The sequence below is a fragment of the Micromonospora cabrerizensis genome (genome assembly GCF_022230955.1).
Taxonomy (GTDB): Bacteria; Actinomycetota; Actinomycetes; order Mycobacteriales; family Micromonosporaceae; genus Micromonospora; species Micromonospora cabrerizensis.
The window spans coordinates 1-16,928 of the sequence record NZ_JAKKFI010000071.1 but is presented as its reverse complement, the minus strand read 5'-3'; the positions used below and the strand labels follow the sequence as shown (position 1 = coordinate 16,928).

At 73.5% G+C, this 16,928-nt stretch carries 13 protein-coding genes, 1 rRNA gene and 1 pseudogene; 3 read left to right on the top strand and 12 right to left on the bottom strand.

The window, feature by feature from the left end; all coding sequences use genetic code 11:
* The 4 genes and pseudogenes from LADH09A_RS18435 to recN all read right to left on the bottom strand — a co-directional run.
* Window positions 1-236: pseudogene (locus tag LADH09A_RS18435) on the bottom strand (hypothetical protein); the annotation flags it as partial.
* Window positions 237-297: 61 nt separating this feature from the next.
* Window positions 298-1,239 carry a copper transporter gene (locus LADH09A_RS18430; RefSeq protein WP_238646705.1) on the bottom strand — a complete coding sequence of 314 codons (942 nt, stop codon included), beginning with the start codon at window positions 1,237-1,239 and terminating at the stop codon, window positions 298-300.
* Window positions 1,240-1,266: 27 nt separating this feature from the next.
* On the bottom strand, window positions 1,267-2,445 hold the full coding sequence (gene steA, locus LADH09A_RS18425; RefSeq protein ID WP_238646704.1) for a putative cytokinetic ring protein SteA: 1,179 nt from the start codon (window positions 2,443-2,445) through the stop codon (window positions 1,267-1,269).
* A 119-nt stretch (window positions 2,446-2,564) separates the two neighbouring features.
* Window positions 2,565-4,322 carry a DNA repair protein RecN gene (gene recN / locus LADH09A_RS18420; protein ID WP_238646706.1) on the bottom strand — a complete coding sequence of 586 codons (1,758 nt, stop codon included), beginning with the start codon at window positions 4,320-4,322 and terminating at the stop codon, window positions 2,565-2,567.
* 89 nt (window positions 4,323-4,411) lie between these two features.
* Here recN and LADH09A_RS18415 point away from each other — a divergent pair, with 89 nt between their 5' ends.
* Entirely contained in the window at window positions 4,412-5,431 is a 1,020-nt protein-coding gene (locus LADH09A_RS18415) for a helix-turn-helix domain-containing protein (protein WP_238646703.1), read from the top strand.
* An 85-nt stretch (window positions 5,432-5,516) separates the two neighbouring features.
* Here the strand turns inward: LADH09A_RS18415 and LADH09A_RS18410 are convergent, their stop codons facing one another.
* The 5 genes from LADH09A_RS18410 to LADH09A_RS18390 all read right to left on the bottom strand — a co-directional run bounded on the left by LADH09A_RS18410 (window position 5,517) and on the right by LADH09A_RS18390 (window position 12,180).
* Window positions 5,517-9,236, bottom strand: coding sequence for a S8 family serine peptidase (locus LADH09A_RS18410; RefSeq protein ID WP_238646702.1), 3,720 nt, complete (start codon window positions 9,234-9,236; stop codon window positions 5,517-5,519).
* Between the two features lie 158 nt (window positions 9,237-9,394).
* Window positions 9,395-10,279, bottom strand: a complete 885-nt coding sequence (locus LADH09A_RS18405; protein ID WP_238646701.1) for an NAD kinase — start codon at window positions 10,277-10,279, stop codon at window positions 9,395-9,397.
* A 79-nt stretch (window positions 10,280-10,358) separates the two neighbouring features.
* Window positions 10,359-11,222 carry a TlyA family RNA methyltransferase gene (locus LADH09A_RS18400; RefSeq protein WP_238646700.1) on the bottom strand — a complete coding sequence of 288 codons (864 nt, stop codon included), beginning with the start codon at window positions 11,220-11,222 and terminating at the stop codon, window positions 10,359-10,361.
* Window positions 11,223-11,260: 38 nt separating this feature from the next.
* Window positions 11,261-11,572, bottom strand: a complete 312-nt coding sequence (locus LADH09A_RS18395; RefSeq protein WP_238646699.1) for a hypothetical protein — start codon at window positions 11,570-11,572, stop codon at window positions 11,261-11,263.
* On the bottom strand, window positions 11,569-12,180 hold the full coding sequence (locus LADH09A_RS18390; protein ID WP_238646698.1) for a phasin family protein: 612 nt from the start codon (window positions 12,178-12,180) through the stop codon (window positions 11,569-11,571). Before LADH09A_RS18390 ends, LADH09A_RS18395 begins: the two co-directional genes overlap by 4 nt.
* Before the next feature lie 111 nt (window positions 12,181-12,291).
* Here LADH09A_RS18390 and LADH09A_RS18385 point away from each other — a divergent pair, with 111 nt between their 5' ends.
* Window positions 12,292-12,630: an SCP2 sterol-binding domain-containing protein gene (locus tag LADH09A_RS18385; protein WP_088947517.1), complete on the top strand. Its 339-nt coding sequence runs from the start codon at window positions 12,292-12,294 to the stop codon at window positions 12,628-12,630.
* A 20-nt stretch (window positions 12,631-12,650) separates the two neighbouring features.
* On the opposite strand, the gene LADH09A_RS18380 is transcribed toward LADH09A_RS18385, so the two are convergent.
* Both LADH09A_RS18380 and LADH09A_RS18375 read right to left on the bottom strand, forming a co-directional pair.
* Entirely contained in the window at window positions 12,651-13,682 is a 1,032-nt protein-coding gene (locus tag LADH09A_RS18380) for an HAD-IIA family hydrolase (RefSeq protein WP_238646697.1), read from the bottom strand.
* On the bottom strand, window positions 13,679-14,641 hold the full coding sequence (locus LADH09A_RS18375; RefSeq protein WP_238646696.1) for a tetratricopeptide repeat protein: 963 nt from the start codon (window positions 14,639-14,641) through the stop codon (window positions 13,679-13,681). The genes LADH09A_RS18380 and LADH09A_RS18375 overlap by 4 nt, the downstream gene beginning before the upstream one ends.
* On the opposite strand from LADH09A_RS18375, the gene LADH09A_RS18370 reads away from it, so the two are divergent.
* Entirely contained in the window at window positions 14,630-15,445 is an 816-nt protein-coding gene (locus LADH09A_RS18370; protein WP_238646695.1) for a hypothetical protein, read from the top strand. The genes LADH09A_RS18375 and LADH09A_RS18370 overlap by 12 nt on opposite strands.
* 1,287 nt (window positions 15,446-16,732) lie before the next feature.
* Here the strand turns inward: LADH09A_RS18370 and rrf are convergent.
* Window positions 16,733-16,849: ribosomal RNA gene (gene rrf, locus LADH09A_RS18365) — 5S ribosomal RNA — on the bottom strand.
* Window positions 16,850-16,928 lie beyond the last annotated feature (79 nt).

Below are 16,928 nucleotides of genomic sequence, written 5' to 3'. Positions count from 1 at the left end.
TCACCGATGCCGGCGAGCAGGGCCGCCCCACCGGACGCGCCGCTGGTGGCACCGAACGCGCCTGCGGCGGCAGCACCGGCGGCGAGCGCCGGACCGGCGGCCAGGCTCACCGTGCGACCACGGAAGTTGGTGCGGTCCAACGCGGGCCCGGCCGGCGAGGTCCGCACCTCGCGCAGCGCGTACCGGGCCGCCGCGGCGCCAGCGCCGGCGATCAGCAGCCGGCCCAGCGCCCTCACGCCACCCTCCGGTGCGCGCGCGCCGCCTCGTCGATTACGGACACGGGGGTACGTCGTTCGCTCACTGGGGCAGTCTAGGCAGCAGGGATGCGGCGTTGTCGCCGACGCCGTACTGCCCGGCCTTCTTCTCGGTGAGTTGCTGCACCAGGGCGAGGCTGGTGACCAGCTGACCCTGCCCGGTGTTGGCGTTGTCGACCGTCGAGATGGTCTGGGCGAGCACCGGGTCACCGCGGACCACCGACACCAGGTTGCCGCCGACGGAACCGTTGCCGGCGACCACGATCGACCCGGTGCGGTCGAACTGCTCGGCGATCTTGACGACCGACTCGTCCCGCTTGTCGGAGTCCTTGTCGACGTACGGCTGGCCGCTGACCACGACCACCGCCTCCGCCGAGCCGGTGACCTTGTTGCTGTCGGTGGTCAGGTAGCCCGCGTTGTTGTACGCGGCCAGCACCGCCCGCCGGTCGGCGTCACTGACCGGCGCGGTGCCCTGGGACCGGTCGAGCAGGACGCTGGCCAGCAGAGCGCTGGAGGTCTCCACGCCGTGCCCGTTGCCCGGCAGACCGGTGGTCTGCGCGGTCGGGCGGGCGGCGGTGACGGCCAACTCCAGCAGGTTGGAGTTGTTGTCCGGGTTGATGAACTTGTCCTGAAGGTCGACCCGACCGGTGATGGTGGCACCGCCGAGCTGGAGCTTCTTGAGCACACCCTCGGTGTGGTCACGCCCGTTGGGCAGGCTGAGCACCACCACCCGACGCCCGGTGAGGGTGCCGGGCAGGAAGACCTGCGACATCTCCTCGGCGAACTTCTCCTCCATGCCGAGCTGCTTCTCCATGTTGCTGACCGTCTGACGCCAGTTCTGGTTGTCCTTGCGCAGCCCGGTGACCTGCCCCTCGAGAGAGTCGGCGACGGGGCCGTTGAGGGCGGCTGTGCCGACCACCAGGCCGATCGCCAGAGCCAGGAAGACCGCGGTGAGGGACACCACGTGGTAGCGGAAGTTGATCACGCTTGCAGCCTCTTGATCGGTCGGGAACTAGAAAAGCCGGTACAGCTGGAACACGAAATTGTCCCACCATTCGGCGACCACGCCCAGGTACGCCTTCCCGACGGTCGAAACGGCCACCGCGGACGCCATCGCCGCGATCGCCGACAGCACCAGCAGCAGCAACGACGAGCCGGAGATGCTCTGCCGGTAGAGCCGGCTCACACCCTTGGCGTCGACCAGCTTGCCGCCGACCTTGAGCCGGGTCAGGAAGGTCGAGGCCATCCCGCCGCGCCCCTTGTCGAGGAACTCGACCAGGGTGGCGTGGGTGCCCACCGCGACCAGCAGCGAGGCGCCCTTCTCGTCGGCCAGCAGCATGGCCAGGTCCTCGCTGGTCGCCGCGGCCGGGAAGGTCACCGCCGGGACGCCGAGGCCGTTGACCCGGGGCAGGCCCGGGGCCCGCCCGTCCGGGTACGCGTGCACGATCACCTCCGCGCCGCAGCGCAGCACGTCGTCGGTGACCGAATCCATGTCCCCGATGATCATGTCGGGGGTGTAGCCCGCCTCGACCAGGGCGTCCGCGCCGCCGTCGACCCCGATCAGCACCGGCTTGAACTCCCGGATGTACGGGCGCAGCACATCCAGGTCGGCCTTGTAGTCGTAGCCGCGCACCACGATCAGGCAGTGCCGACCCTGCATCTGGGTCTCGATGTCCGGCACGCCCACGCCGTCGAGCAGCAGGTCGCGCTCCTGGCGCAGGTAGTCCATCGTGTTGGCGGCGAACGCCTCCAACTGCACCGACAGGCCCTCGCGGGCGTCGGCCATCGCCTTGGCGACCGTCTCGGCGTCCTGCAGGCTGCCGTGGGCCACCGGCTCGTCACCGGCGAAGACCGTGTTGCCCTCGATGCGCACCTGGTCGCCTTCGCGGACCCGCTCGAAGACGCCCTCGCCGAGGTCGTCGAGGAGCGGGATGCCGGCGGCGATCAGCACCTCCGGGCCGAGGTTCGGGTAGCGGCCGGAGACCGACGGCTTGGCGTTGAGCACCGCCGCGACACCGACAGCCACCAACGAATCCGCCGCGACCCGGTCCAGGTCGACGTGGTCGATGACCGCGATGTCACCAGGGCGCAGCCGACCGACCAGGCGTTTCGTCCGGCGATCAAGGCGCGCGGTGCCGAGGACTCTGCCCGGTTCGGAGTTCCTGTTCCGGCGCAACGTGGGTAGACGCATCGTGACCATCCTGGCATGTGAGGCAGGCTTTTCTGTCGCGACATGCCTGAGCAGGGCCGCCTACCCAGGGAAGCACACGTCGGCACAAGCCGGTGTGCTTGCGCTCACAATACGCGGCGTCACAACCGCCTTTCCTTGGCGGCCACGGCCAGAAGCTCCTCGGCGTGGGCGATACCCAGATCGGAGTCGGGCAAACCCGCCAGCATCCGTGCAAGCTCCCGGGCCCGCTCGGTGTCCTCCACCACCCGCACCCCACTGGTCGTCACCGCGCCTCCGGTGTCCTTCGCCACCACCAGGTGCCGGTCGGCGAACGCGGCCACCTGCGGCAGGTGCGTGACGACCAGCACCTGGTGGCTGCGGGCCAGTCGCGCCAACCGCCGGCCGATCTCCACCGCCGCCTGACCGCCTACCCCGGCGTCGACCTCGTCGAAGACCAGCGTGGGCGGACCACCCGAGCCCGCGAAGACCACCTCGATGGCGAGCATCACCCGCGACAACTCACCGCCGGAGGCACCGCGCTGCAACGGCAGCGACGGCGCGCCCGGGTGGGCCAGCAACCGCAGCTCCACCTCGTCACCACCATCGGGGGTGACACCCACCTCGACACCGTTGACCGACAGCGTCGGCTCGGCGCGCCCGGCCGGGCGGGGCAGCACCGCCACCTCGATGCGCGCGTGTGGCATGGCCAGCCCGGCCAGCTCCACGGTGACCTGGTCGGCGAACCGGACCGCCGCCTCCTGCCGGGAGGCCGACACCCGCCCGGCCAGGTCGGCCACCTCGGCGGCGAGCCGCTGGCCCTCCCGCTCCAACTCGTCGAGCAGGTCGTCGGAGGTGTCCAGGTCGGACAGTCGGGTGCGCGCCCGATCCGCCCATGCGATCACCCCGTCGACGTCGTCGGCGTACTTGCGGGTCAGGGCGCGCAACGCCGCCCGCCGCTCGTAGACGTGCTGCAACCGGGCCGGATCCGCATCGAGCGTCGCCAGGTACGCCGACAGCTCCGCCGACACGTCGGTGACCAGCGTGGCGGCCTCCTCCAGGCGCGACGCCAACTCACCCAGCGCCGGGTCGGTGCCGGCCTGCGCCTCCAGGGTCCGACGGGCCGTCCCGAGCAGCGCCGCCGCGTCGGGCGTCTCCTCGGCGGCCTCGGCGCCACCGGCCACACACTGCTGGGCGATCTGCGCGGCCGTGCGCAACCCCTCGGCGTGCTCCAGCCGCTGCGCCTCGGTCTTCAGCTCGTCGTCCTCACCGGGCTGCGGATCGACCCGGGTGATCTCGTCCAGGCCCAGCCGCAGCAGATCGGCCTCCTGACTGCGCTCGCGGGCGTTGCGCCGCCGGTCGGCCAGGTCGTCGACCACCCGCCGCCACCCCGCGTACGCCTCGCGCAGCGCGTCGAGCAGCTTCTCGTGCGCGGGCCCGGCGAACCGGTCCAGTGCGGCCCGCTGCTCGGCCGGGCGCAGCAACCTCAGCTGGTCGGACTGCCCGTGCACGGCCACCGCCTGCTCGCCGACCTCGCCGAGCATCGACACCGGCATGCTCCGGCCCCCGACGTGGGCGCGCGAGCGCCCCTCCACCGTCACCGTGCGGCTCAGCAGCACCGAGCCGTCCTCGTCGGGCTCCCCACCGGCCTCGGTGATCCGCGCGTGCACGGCGTCGGCGACCCGCCCGGTCAGGCGCAACCGCCCCTCCACCACCGCCCGGCCGGGTTGGGCGCGAACCCGCCCGGCGTCGGCCCGACCGCCGAAGAGCAGGCCGAGGCCGGTGACCACCATCGTCTTGCCCGCACCGGTCTCGCCGGTGATGACGTTCATCCCGCCGGTCAACGGCAGCGTGGTGTCGTCGATGACGCCCAGTCCGGTGATACGCAGCTCTTCCAGCACAGCCACCGACAGTAGACGCGAGGCCCGACACTTGACCAGCCGACGGGCCTGGGATCGGCCGGCATCCGGCCGACGTACAGTTCTGCCCCGTGTTGGACGTGATCGGCCTGACCTCGGCTGAAGAGGAGCTCTACCGCTGCCTGCTCCAGCTCACGGTGGCGCGCGTCGACGACCTGGTGCGTCGGCTGCACCGTCCCCGCGAGCAGGTCGTCGCCCAGGTCGAGGCCCTGCGCGCCAAGGGTCTGGTGCAGCCCACCGACGCCGACCCCGACGCGCCACTGCGCCCGACCGCCCCGGACGTCGCCCTCGGTGGAGCGCTGCTGCGTCGCCAGGAGGACCTGGAGGCGGCCCGCCGCCGGGTCACCCAACTGGCCGAGGAGTACCGCTCCGGGCTGCGCCGGCAGCACGTCGACCACCTCGTCGAGGTGATCACCGGCGCCCGGGTCCTCCGGGACCGTCTGCGCGATCTGCAGAATTCGGCGCGTACCGAGGTGCTCTGGTTCTGCCGGGCCAACCCCCTGGCGATGGCCGGCCCGGAGAACGTCGAGGAGTTCGACGCGCTGGCCCGGGGGGTGACCTACCGGGCCATCTACGAGCGTGACCTGCTGCTGGAACCGGGCGCGCTGGCCGACCTGGCCAAGGGCGTCGCCGCTGGCGAGCAGGCCCGGGTGCTGGACCGGCTGCCGGTCCGACTGGCCATCGTGGACGCCCGCACCGCCATCTGCCCGTTGGTGCCCGACCGCGACGGTGGCGAGCCGAGCGCCGCCGTGATCGGTCGCAGTCAACTGCTCGACGCCCTGCTCGCCCTCTTCGAGAGCCACTGGCGGGTGGCCACCCGACTGCGGCTCGACGACCCCCTCAGCGTCGCGGCGGCCGAGAACCGGCGACCGGAGCCCGAGGACCACCCGAGCGACGGTTACCAGCCCGATGCCGACGAGGCACGGCTGTTGTCGCTGTTCGTGGCCGGCGTACCGGACAAGTCCATCGCCTCCCAGCTCGGGGTGAGCCGGCGGACCGTGCAGCGGCGGATCGCCGACCTGATGGCCGCCGCCGGCGTGGACACCCGGCCGGGGCTGGCGTTCCAGGTCGCCCGGCGCGGCTGGCTCTGACGCCGAGAGGGGCCCACCGTCGGGCGACGGCGGACCCCTCGGCGGGCGGGCGGGCGGGACGGCGTCACCGCCCCGCCCGCCCCGATCAGCGCAGCCCGTACGCCTGGAGCACCGTCTGGTCGACGGTGTTCCCGGCCCGGTCGGCGGCGTGCACCCGCAGCGACACCGTTCCCCGTCCAGCCGGCACGGTCGCGGTGTACCGGGTGCCGGAGCCCCTGGTCGGGGCATTGCGCCAGGTGACGCCCCCGTCGAAGGAGACCTGCACCCGGACGCTGGCACCGGTCGGCGCGGCCACCCCGGTCGGCTGGCGCAGGGTCACCCCCACCTGGTGCGGTCGGTTGCCGCGTACCGTGCCGAGCAGGTCGGCCGGCACCTGGTAGTCCACCTGCAACAGCGACAACGGCGTGGCGTCGCCCGCCGGCCGGGCCGACGTGAACTCCCAGGCCGTGTCGGTCCGGGTGCCGTAACGCCACTCGGCCGAGGACCGCTTCGTGGTCAGGTCCAGCCGGTAGCGGGCCCGCTGCGCCGTGGTGGGCACCGGGGCCCACCCGCCGGACAGGTCGGCGATCTGCTGGCCGTCCCGGCTGACCCGGGCCTCGACGGTGTCCGACTCCTCACTGGTCCCGGCCACGCCGTGGTGCCCCCCGGCGTCGACGAACTCCGGCACCCGCAGGTCCAGGGTGTCCCCGGTGCGCGTGGGCACCGGCACCCCGCCGCCGGCCGGCACGGCCGGCCGGATCACCGGGGCGTGCCACGTCTCGGTCTCCCGGTCGTCGGCGTCGTAGCGCCGGGGCTTCTCGGTCAGGCCGCCGGTCAACTGCCCCCACTGCATGAACATGAGCTTGTGCTGGACCCGGTGCTGCCACCAGTTGTCCCCGGCACTGACGAACTCCTGCCGGGTGGTGCCGGTACGGACCATGCGCTGGTCGTCGTTCCAGGAGTACTCCTGCCACGGACGCCAGCCGAACCGCTCCTCGCTGGCCCAGCCGGCACCCGTGTCGCCGTAGCTCGCGGTCACCTCGGCGGTGTTCTTCGCGGTCACGGTGTGCACGATGCGCTCCGGCACCCGGCCCTTCGACACCTGCCACACGTCGTACAGGTACGGGCTGTCCACGGTGAGCGTCAGGTCGAGCGTCGCCCGGCCCGTGCGCGCCGCGGCGACCAACCGCTGCCCGTCGTCGTTAGCGACCACCATCGACGGGATCGGCAGTCGATCCCCGAGCGGGCGCCACACCGTCCACGCGGAGAAGTCCGCGGCCCGGACGATCAGCACCGCGGCGGCACCAGCGGCCGCGGCGGCGGCGACCTGCTCGTCCTCGGAACGGTCCGGGTCGGCGGCGAGCAGCGCCGCCGCGCCCCGCACCCGGGTCAGCTCGGCGGGCGTCCCGGTGCCGGCCCAGACCAGCGGCAGCTTGCGCCGGCCGGTCGGCGCCGGTGACGTGCCCAGCAGGTTGATGTCCAGTGGAGCGGACACCCCGCTGATCTTCGCGTCCACCATCGGCGCGACGAGCTGCCAGCGCGAGGCGAACTCGAACTCACCCTGGCGCACCGGGCGGGTCGGCGTGACGTTGACCTGCTGGACGGTGCTGTACGCCATCACGCCGTGGTCGATCTGCCGGCCGTTGGCCAGCACCCGGTGCACGTAGTAGCTGAGCGTGGCCTGCTGCTCGCTGGGCTTCGGCGTCTCGATCCGCACCGGTGTGCCCTTGCGCGCGTCGAGGACCACGGTCAGGTCCCGGTCGACCACCAGCTCCGGCTCGACGGCCTCGGTCAACTGCTCGTCCAGGGGGGCGCCGTGCTCGATCATCGCGGTCAGCAGGTACGTGCCCTCCTCGACCTGGAGGGTGCCCTCGCCCGGCCACCAGCCCCAGTAGTCCGACTCGGTCTGCTCACCGAAGAGGGTCAACCCCGGCGAGAGGGTCAGCTGACCTTGGAGGTCCAGCACCTTGATGGTGACCTGGTGCAGCGGGCCGCTGACGGTGAGCCCGACCGGCGTGCGCACGGCGACGCCGTCCGTACCGGTCGCCACCAGCCAGCCACCGTGCGGGCCCCGGGCCAGCTTCGCCGGGTCGGCACGCAGCGGCACGGCGACGCTGCCGCCCGCCGGCACGGTCACCGCGCCGGAGGCGACGGCGACCCCGTCGGTCTCGGCCGCGCCGCTGTCCAGGTTGCGCAGCTCCAGGGCCGGCCGCAGGGTCTGCGCGACCGCGGTGCCGTTGGTGTACGTCACGCTCCGCTCGACCGGCGCCGTGCCGGTCTGGATCCGTCCGAAGTCGACGGTGGCCGACGAGTACACCCGCTGCTTCAGCGCCCGGGCCACGTCGACCCGGCCGCCACCCTGCTCGAAGACGGTCAGCGCCGGGTTGGCCTTCGTGGTGCTCACCAGCGCGTCCTTGAGCGTCCCGGCAGCCCAGTCGGGGTGTTCCTGGGCGAGGATCGCCGCCGCGCCGGCCACGTGGGGGGTGGCCATCGAGGTGCCGGACGCCGTCGTGTAGGCCTCGCCCACCGGCGTACCCATGGTGGTGCCGGCGGCCCGCGCGGCGACGATGCCGACGCCCGGTGCGGTGATCTCCGGCTTCAGGCCGTTGTCGCCGAGCCGCGGACCCCGGCTGGAGAACTCCGCCAGGTTGTCGTCGCGGTCCACCGCGCCGACGGTGAGCGCCGCCGCTGCCGCGCCCGGCGAACCGACGGTACGCGCCGCGCCCGCGTTGCCGGCGGCGACCACGAAGAGCGCGCCGGTCTCGGCGGTCAGGTCGTTGACCGCCTGGCTCATCGGGTCGGTGCCGTCGGTCGGGTCACCGCCGAGGCTCATGCTGACGACCTTCGCGCCGGAGTGGGCGGCCCACTCCATGCCGGCAATGATGGACGAGTCGTAGCCGGAGCCAGCGTCGTCGAGCACCTTGCCGACCAGCAGCCGCGCGCCGGGTGCGACACCCTTGCGCAGCCCGGCGGACGCGTTGCCGCTGCCGGCGATGGTGGCCGCGACGTGCGTGCCGTGGCCGTGACCGTCCCGGGCGCTGCCGCTGTTGGAGAAGTCCCGCGCCTCGGCGATCCGTCCGGCCAGGTCGGGGTGGGTGGCGTCGACGCCGGTGTCCAGGACGGCCACCGTCACGCCACTGCCGTCCCGGCCGGCCGCCCAGGCCTCCGGGGCGCCGATCTGCGGCACGCTGTGCTCCAGCGTCGGGCGGACCTTCCCGTCCAGCCAGATCCGGGCGATCCCGCCACCCAGCCGGGGCGCGGCGGCGGTGGTCCGGGTGGTCGGCGTGCCCGCGAGCGCGCTCCACAGGCCGCCGAGGTCACCCTTGCCGACTCGCAGCGCCGCGCCGTTGATGCTCTCCAGAGGCCGGGCGTCCGCGGCGACGGCGAGCGGCCGGACCCGGCCGGCAGCCGGCTCCTGGTAACGCACGATCAGCGGCAGGTTGCCCTGGGCGGCGTCGCCGTAGCCGTCGGCAGCCAACTCCTGGACGTCGAACAGGTTGGGGTCGAGGACCCCGCTGGAGACGTAGGGCAGGGCATCGCTGGGAAGCACCCGCAGCGCGCCGTCGACCTCCAAGGTCTGGAACACGACCCGCTCGCGCCCGGGTCCCGGGCGGACGGTGGCGGCGACCCGGCCGGGTGCGGCCCGCACCAGGTCGACCTGGTCGCCGGTGATCAGCGTGAGACGAACGGGCGCGACGCCCGGGACGGGTGTGCCCGCGGTCGGGCCGGTGGGCCGGGCGGACGGGTCGGCGGACGCCGGTGCGGCGAGGCCGACCACCAACGCGCCGACCGCGCCGACGGCGAGCCAGCGTGGGGACCAGTGCATGCGATGTGCTCCTCTACTCCTCCAGGCCCACCACCCGTAGACGGGGGCCGATCGGAGTCTGCGTCGGAGCCTGTCACCAGGTCACTAGTCACCAGCCGCCGCAGCGGCGACATGTCGTCAGGTGGACAACCGACGTCCACCGACTGTGTGCGCCACCGTCACCGGCGGCTGCCGCGCCACCCGTGCACGGGAAGAGCGAACTTGGCGACCAGCCGGTCGGTGAACGGGCGCGGGCGCAGCCGCACGATGCGCACCGGCAGGGCGCCCCGACGCACCGTCACCCGGGCACCCGGCGGCAGGTCGTAGACCCGACGCCCGTCGCAGGAGAGCACCGCGAGGGTCGTGAACGGATCGACGGTGATCACGAAGGTGGACGTCGGCGCCGTGACCAGCGGGCGGCTGAACAACGCGTGCGCGCTGATCGGCACCAGCAGCAACGCCTCCACCTCCGGCCAGACCACGGGGCCGCCACCAGAGAACGCGTACGCGGTGGAGCCGGTCGGCGTGGCGCAGACGACACCGTCGCAGCCGTAGCGGGACAGCGGGCGCCCGTCCACGTCGACGAGCAGCTCGAGCATCTGCGCCCGCTCGCCCTTCTCGATGCTGATCTCGTTGAGCGCCCAGGACTCGATGGTCGGCCCACCGTCGAACTCGGCGGTGACGTCCAGGGTGAGCCGCTCGTCGACCGTGTAGTTGCGACTGACGACGTCCCGCACCGCCACGTCCAGGTCGTCGATCTCCGCCTCGGCCAGGAAACCCACCTTGCCGAGGTTGATGCCGAGCAACGGCGCCTTCGCCGGGCGGGCCAGCTCGGCGGCGCGCAGGAAGGTGCCGTCCCCACCGAGCGCGAAGACGATCTCGGCACCCTCGGCGGCCTGCTGGCCGGCGACCGGCACCACGCCGGGTAGGTCCAGGTCGTCGGCCTCGTCGGCGACCACCCGTACCTCGAAACCCGCGGCGATCAGGTCGGCCGCGACCGACCGGGCGTGCTCGGTGCTACGTCGACGGCCGGTGTGCGTCACCAGCAGCGCGGTGCGGCTCATCGGGCCACCAGCCCGTACGGACGGCGGTGCGCCACCGTCGCCCCGGCACGTGTCGTACCAGTGCTCTCGCTGCGCGCGTTCACCCTGCGACCTCCTCCGCCGCCGCCACGTCCGGCACGTCGCCGGTCGTCGTCAAGCCGTCCGGCCCGGCCGCCACCACGGCCCGCACCCGTTGCGGGTCGGCCGGCGGTGCGCCCCGGCGCAACCATACGAAGAACTCCACATTGCCGCTCGGCCCGGGAAGCGGGCTGGCGGCCACGTCCGCCAACCCGAGACCGAGCCGCTCGGCCGCGGCGGCCACGTCCAGCACCGCTTCGGCGCGCAGCTCCGGATCGCGCACCACACCACCCGCGCCGACCCGGTCCTTGCCGACCTCGAACTGCGGCTTCACCATCAACGCCAGGTCACCGTCGTCGCGGGTGCAGCCGGTCAGCGCCGGCAGCACCAGCCGCAGCGAGATGAACGACAGGTCAGCCACCGTGAGGTCGACCGGCCCACCGATCGTCTCCGCATCGAGCGTACGAACATTGGTGCGTTCCAGGACACGGACCCGCTCGTTCGTGCGCAGCGGCCAGGCGAGCTGCCCGTAGCCGACGTCCACGGCCACCACCTCGGCGGCATCCGCGCGCAGCAGCACGTCGGTGAACCCGCCGGTGGAGGCGCCGGCGTCCAGGCAGCGCCGCCCGGCGACGCGCAGCCCGCCGGCGCCGAACGCGGCCAGCGCGCCGGCCAGCTTGTGCCCGCCCCGGGAGACGTACTCCTCGGCCGGGTCCGCTCCGGTCACCAGGAGGGGATCGGCGGGGTCGACCATCGCGGCGGCCTTGCGCGCGACCACCCCGCGCAGCTGGACCCGGCCGGCCTCCACCAACGCGGCGGCCTGCTCCCGGGAGCGGGCCAGACCGCGGCGGACGAGTTCGGCGTCCAGCCGGTTACGACGTGCCATGGGTGGTTCTCCGGTCTCCTCAGGCCTGGTCGTCCGGCTCAGGTCTGGTCGATGGTGGCGAGGGTTTCCCGCAGCGTCTCGTAGGCCGCCTCGTACTGCGCGATCTGGTCGGCCGGGGCGAGCGTCGCCGCGTTGGTCATGGCCCGTACGGCGGCGTCCACCGCCGGGTGCCGGGCCTCGTCGTCCCCGACGTCCGGCAGCGGCCCGGGGCGGGCGCCCGCGGGAGGCCCGGGCCGGGCGGCGAACGACGCGCCAGTCGGCGGACCGGGCCGGCCCGGGAACGAACCCCCACTCGGCGGACCGGGCCGGCCTGGGAACGAACCCCCGGTCGGCGGATCGGGCCGGCTCATTCGGCGGCGTCCGGCGGCTGCTGACGGACCGCCTTCTCGGCCGGCATGACCGCCGGGGTCGGGGTGTCGTCGTCGGGCCGACTGATCGTCGGCGGCTTCTTCGCGACGGCCTTCTTGGCGACCGCCTTCTTCGCCACAGCCTTCTTGGCCACGGCCTTCTTCGCCACGGCACCCTCGGCCGCCGGCGCGGAGACCGGGGCACCGGCCGGGCCGTCGGACGGCATCAGCCGGTCACCGGGCGGCGCGGCGAGGGTCGGATCGGGTTGCTCGCGGGGGCCGGCGGTCGGCGTCCGGGCCGGCTCGACGGCGCGTGCCTCGCGGAGCTGCCGCTCCAGGTCGTGCACCCGCCGGGTCAGCTCGGCCACCTCGTCGGCGGTGGCCAACCCGACCGCGCCGAGAGCCCGGTCGACCTCGAAGCGGACCAGCTTGGTCAGCGCCTCCCGGTTGGCCGCGCCGGTGGTGACCAGCTCCTCGCCGAGCGCCTGGAGTTGGGCGGCGGTCGCCCCACCGGAGCCGACGAGGCGACGTGCCACGTCCTGAGCCTTCTTCCGGGGCGTCTCCGCGAGGCCCATGGCCAGTTCGAGGTAGGCGCGCCACGCGTCCTGCATGCCTGAGTCCTTCCACGAAGCGAGGTGTTCAGGTGTCACGCTACCGGGCACCCCGGACTGTGCCGTGCGGTACGGTGCCGAGGACGGCGTGGCGATCAGCGAGGGGGAGATGTGGCCAGCGTGGACGAGTGCCGGCAGGCATTGCAGGAGCTGGCCGCCCGGCTGGACCGCAACGCGGAGACGGTGCGCGAACGGATCGACCTGGACCGCACGCTGGCCTGCCGGATCACCGACCTGGACACCGCGTTCCACGGCCGCATCACCGGCGGTCGACTGGTCGAGCTGACCGACGGCGACGACCCCAAAGCCAAGATCGCGCTGAGCACGTCCAGCGATGACCTGCTCGCCCTGGTCCGCGGCGACCTCGACGTCACCAGCGCGGTGACCTCCCGCCGAGTGTCGATCAAGGCCAACCCGTTCGATCTGCTGAAGCTGCGCAAACTGCTCTGACGACCCGTTCGCCTGACCGGTCAGGCAGCGGCGCTCAGACCGAAGCTCTCCACCGCGTGGGCCGCGTCCGGGCCGATCGGGCGGATCTTCGGCAGCGCCCGCTCCGACGCCGACCAGGCCACCGCGCACAGCGCAGCCAACGCGTCCAGCGGCCGGCCGGACCCGGCCAGTTCCAGCACGCCGTCCCGGTCGGTCACGGACCAGCCGCCGGCGTCCGCCGGGCCCGGGACCCGCACGGCGGCAGCCGGGTCGAAGAGCCCCGCCAGGTCCCTCGCGACGTACGTGGGACGCCGCTGCGGCTCGGCGGCCAGCAGATCCGGTACGCCACTGACGCCGGTGAGCACGAGCAGGCTGTCCAGGCCGGCACGGCGGGCGCCCTCGATGTCGGTGTCCAGCCGGTCACCCACCACCAGGCTCTGGCCACCGCCCGCGCGCCGGGCGGCGGTCTCGAACAGCGCCGACTCCGGCTTGCCGACCACCACGTCGGGGTCCCGCTCCAGGGCCGTACGCAGCACGGCCACCAGCGACCCGTTACCGGGCAGAGGGCCCCGCCCACTGGGCAGGGTCCGGTCGGTGTTGGTGGCGATCCAGAGCGCCCCGGCCCGCACCGCGACCGAGGCCTCGGCCAGTTCGGCCCAACCGACCTGCGGCCCGTACCCCTGCACCACCGCGGCCGGGTTCTCGTCCGCCTTGCTGACCGGGGTCAGGCCGACCGCGCGCAGCTCGGCGCGCAGGGCCTCCGCACCGACCACCAGCACCGGTGCGCCGGCGGGCAGCCGATCGCGCAACAGTTCGGCCGAGGCCGCGGCGGAGGTGAGCACCTCCTCCGGGCGAGCCGGCACGCCCATCCCGGTGAGCAGGTCGGCGACCTGGCTGGAGCGCCGGGAGGCGTTGTTGGTGGCGTACGCCACCGCCCGCCCCTCGTCGTGCAGCCGGGCCACCGCCTCGACGGCGCCGGGGATCGGCCGGTCGATCAGGTAGATCACGCCGTCCAGGTCAAACACGACCAGGGTGTACCCGTCGACCAGCCGCTCCCCCACGCCCGCGTTCACCGCTGCGTCGGCTCCGACTCGTCGCCCCGGGTGGGGGCGGTCTCGTCGGCGCTCACCGCGTCGCCGGACCTCGCGCTGCCGTCGGCAGCGGTGGCCGCATCGGCGTCGCCGGCCTCGTCCGGGTGACGGTCCTCGTCCTCGTTGACGGAGTCCTCGTCGTCGTCAGGGCGGCCGACAGCACCGTCCTGCTCGTCGTCGTCGAAGTCCTCGTCGTCGTCGTCTTCGTCGTCGTCGTCGTCTTCGTCGTCGTCGTCTTCGTCTTCGTCTTCGTCGTCGTCGTCGCGGTCGTCGCCGGTCAGGTCGGCGTCCGGCTGGGCCGGAACCGCACCGGGAGCGCCCGGGCCCGCGGCGATCTCCTCGGCGGCCTCGTCCTCGTCGTCGCCCTCGATGACCACACCGTCGAGTTCCAGCAGCCGCTCGGCGGCGTCGGTCTCGCCCTCGGTGTCCACGTCGGCGGCCCGGGAGAACCACTCGCGGGCTTCCTCGCGTCGGCCCACCGCGAGCAGCGCATCGGCGTACGCGTACCGCAGCCGAGCTGTCCACGGCACCGTGGCCTCGCTGGTGAGGTCCGGGACCTGGAGCATCGCGACCGCGGCGTCCTTCTGCCCGAGGTCACCTCGGGCACCCGCGGCGACGATGAGCAGCTCGATCGCGACGGCCTGGTCCAACTTCTCCCGGTCAGCGCCGCGGAACAGGTCGATGGCCCGCTCCGGGCGGCCGAGAGCCCGCTCACAGTCCGCGAGCACGGCCAGGTGGCTCTGCAGACCACTCATCCGGTGGTACGTGCGCAGCTCGGCGATCGCCGACTGCCACTCCCCCGCGTGGTACGCGGCAAGGCCGACCGCCTCACGGACCGCAGAGATGCGCGACGCGAGCCGCCGGGCAGCCAGCGCGTGCGCCAACGCCTCGGCCGGGTCCTCGTCGATCAGCTGACCGGTCGCGACCAGGTGCCGGGCCACCGTCTCGGCGACCGGCTTGTTCAGCGAGAGCAGCTCAGCGCGGACGTCCTTGTCGAGGTCGGTCGCGACGATGTCATCCGGCAGTGCCGGGGCCGAGCTACGCCCACCCTCGTACGACTCGGAGCCGCCAGCGCGGTCGTCGCGGCGGAACTCGCCCTCGCGACGAGGCCTCTCGTCGCCCCGGGGAGCACCGGTCCGGTCGCCACCACGGTAGCCACCCTCGCGGTCGCCACCACGGAAACCACCCTCGCGGTCACCGCCACGGTAGCCACCGCCCTCACGCGGCCCACTCGGCCGAGAGCTGTCCCGGTCGCCACCACGGAAGCCACCCTCACGGGGAGCGCCGCCGTCCCGACGGTCGCCGCCACGGAAACCACCCTCACGGTCGCCACCGCGGAAGCCGCCCTCACGACGGTCACCGCCACGGAAACCGCCCTCGCGGTCACCGCCACGGAAGCCGCCCTCGCGAGGCGCGCCGCCGTCACGCGGGCCACTCGGCCGGTCGCCGCCACGGAAGCCGCCCTCTCGACGGTCACCGCCACGGAAGCCACCCTCGCGGGGAGCGCTGGAACGCGAGCCGTCCCGGTCGCCACCACGGAAGCCGCCTTCGCGACGGTCGCCGCCACGGAAGCCGCCTTCGCGGTCGCCGCCACGGAAGCCGCCTTCGCGAGGCGCGCCGCCGTCACGCGGGCCACTCGGCCGGTCGCCGCCACGGAAGCCACCCTCGCGACGGTCGCCACCGCGGAAACCGCCCTCGCGGTCACCGCCACGGAAACCACCCTCACGCGGGGCGCTGGAACGTGAGCCGTCGCGGTCGCCACCGCGGAAGCCACCCTCGCGGGGAGCGCTGGAACGCGAGCCGTCCCGGTCGCCGCCACGGAAACCGCCCTCGCGACGGTCGCCGCCACGGAAGCCGCCCTCGCGGTCACCGCCACGGAAGCCACCGCCCTCGCGGGACGCGCCGGGCCGGGATCCCTCACGGAAGCCGCCTTCGCGACGGTCGCCACCGCGGAAACCACCCTCGCGGTCACCGCCACGGAAACCACCTTCACGAGGCGCGCCGCCGTCACGCGGGCCACTCGGCCGGTCGCCGCCACGGAAGCCACCCTCGCGACGGTCGCCGCCACGGAAGCCGCCCTCGCGGTCACCGCCACGGAAGCCACCGCCCTCGCGGGACGCGCCGGGCCGGGATCCCTCACGGAAGCCGCCCTCGCGACGGTCGCCACCGCGGAAACCACCCTCGCGGTCACCGCCACGGAAGCTACCGCCCTCGCGGGACGGGCCGGAGCGGGTGCGGTCGCCACCCTGATAGCCGCCCTCGCGACGGTCACCGCCACGGAAACCACCCTCGCGGTCACCACCGCGGAAGCCGCCCTCACGCGGGCCGCTGGAACGCGAGCCATCGCGGTCGCTACCACGGAAGCCACCCTCACGGGGAGCGCTGGAACGCGAACCATCGCGGTCGCCACCTCGGAAACCGCCCTCGCGACGGTCGCCACCACGGAAACCACCCTCACGCGGGGCACTCGAACGCGAACCGTCCCGGTCGCCGCCACGGTAACCACCCTCACGCGGGGCACTCGAACGCGAACCATCGCGGTCGCCGCCACGGTAACCACCCTCACGCGGGGCACTCGAACGCGAACCATCGCGGTCGCCACCACGGAAACCACCCTCACGCGGGGCACTCGAACGCGAACCATCGCGGTCGCCACCGCGGTAGCCACCCTCACGCGGAGCGCTGGAGCGCGATCCATCGCGGTCGCCGCCACGGTATCCGCCCTCACGGGGGGCGCTGGAGCGCGAGCTGTCCCGGTCGCCGCCACGGGAACCAGAGTCACGGCCGCCGGCGTAGCCGCCGCGGGCGCCACCAGCGCTGTCACGGTCTCCCCGGTACGGGGGCCGGTCTCGGTCATCGCGGCGCGGGCCGCGGTCGCGTCCGCCCGCGCCGTCAGTACGGTCTTCGTAGCGACGGGGACGGTCTCCGCCCTGCGGTCCTGAACTCACAGGTACATCCTTCCTGATTGCGCCACCAATGGCGCTACGCAGTCGAGGGCCGACCCGGATGGGGCGGCCCTCGACTGGAAGATTGTCCGGCGGCGTCCTACTCTCCCACACCCTCACGAGTGCAGTACCATCGGCGCTGGAGGGCTTAGCTTCCGGGTTCGGAATGTAACCGGGCGTTTCCCCTCCGCCATGACCGCCGTAACTCTATCGACATGTCAAACAACACCAACACACAATCGTGTGTTCTGTTGTTCGTTTTTCGAGAGTTACCGCGTGGATT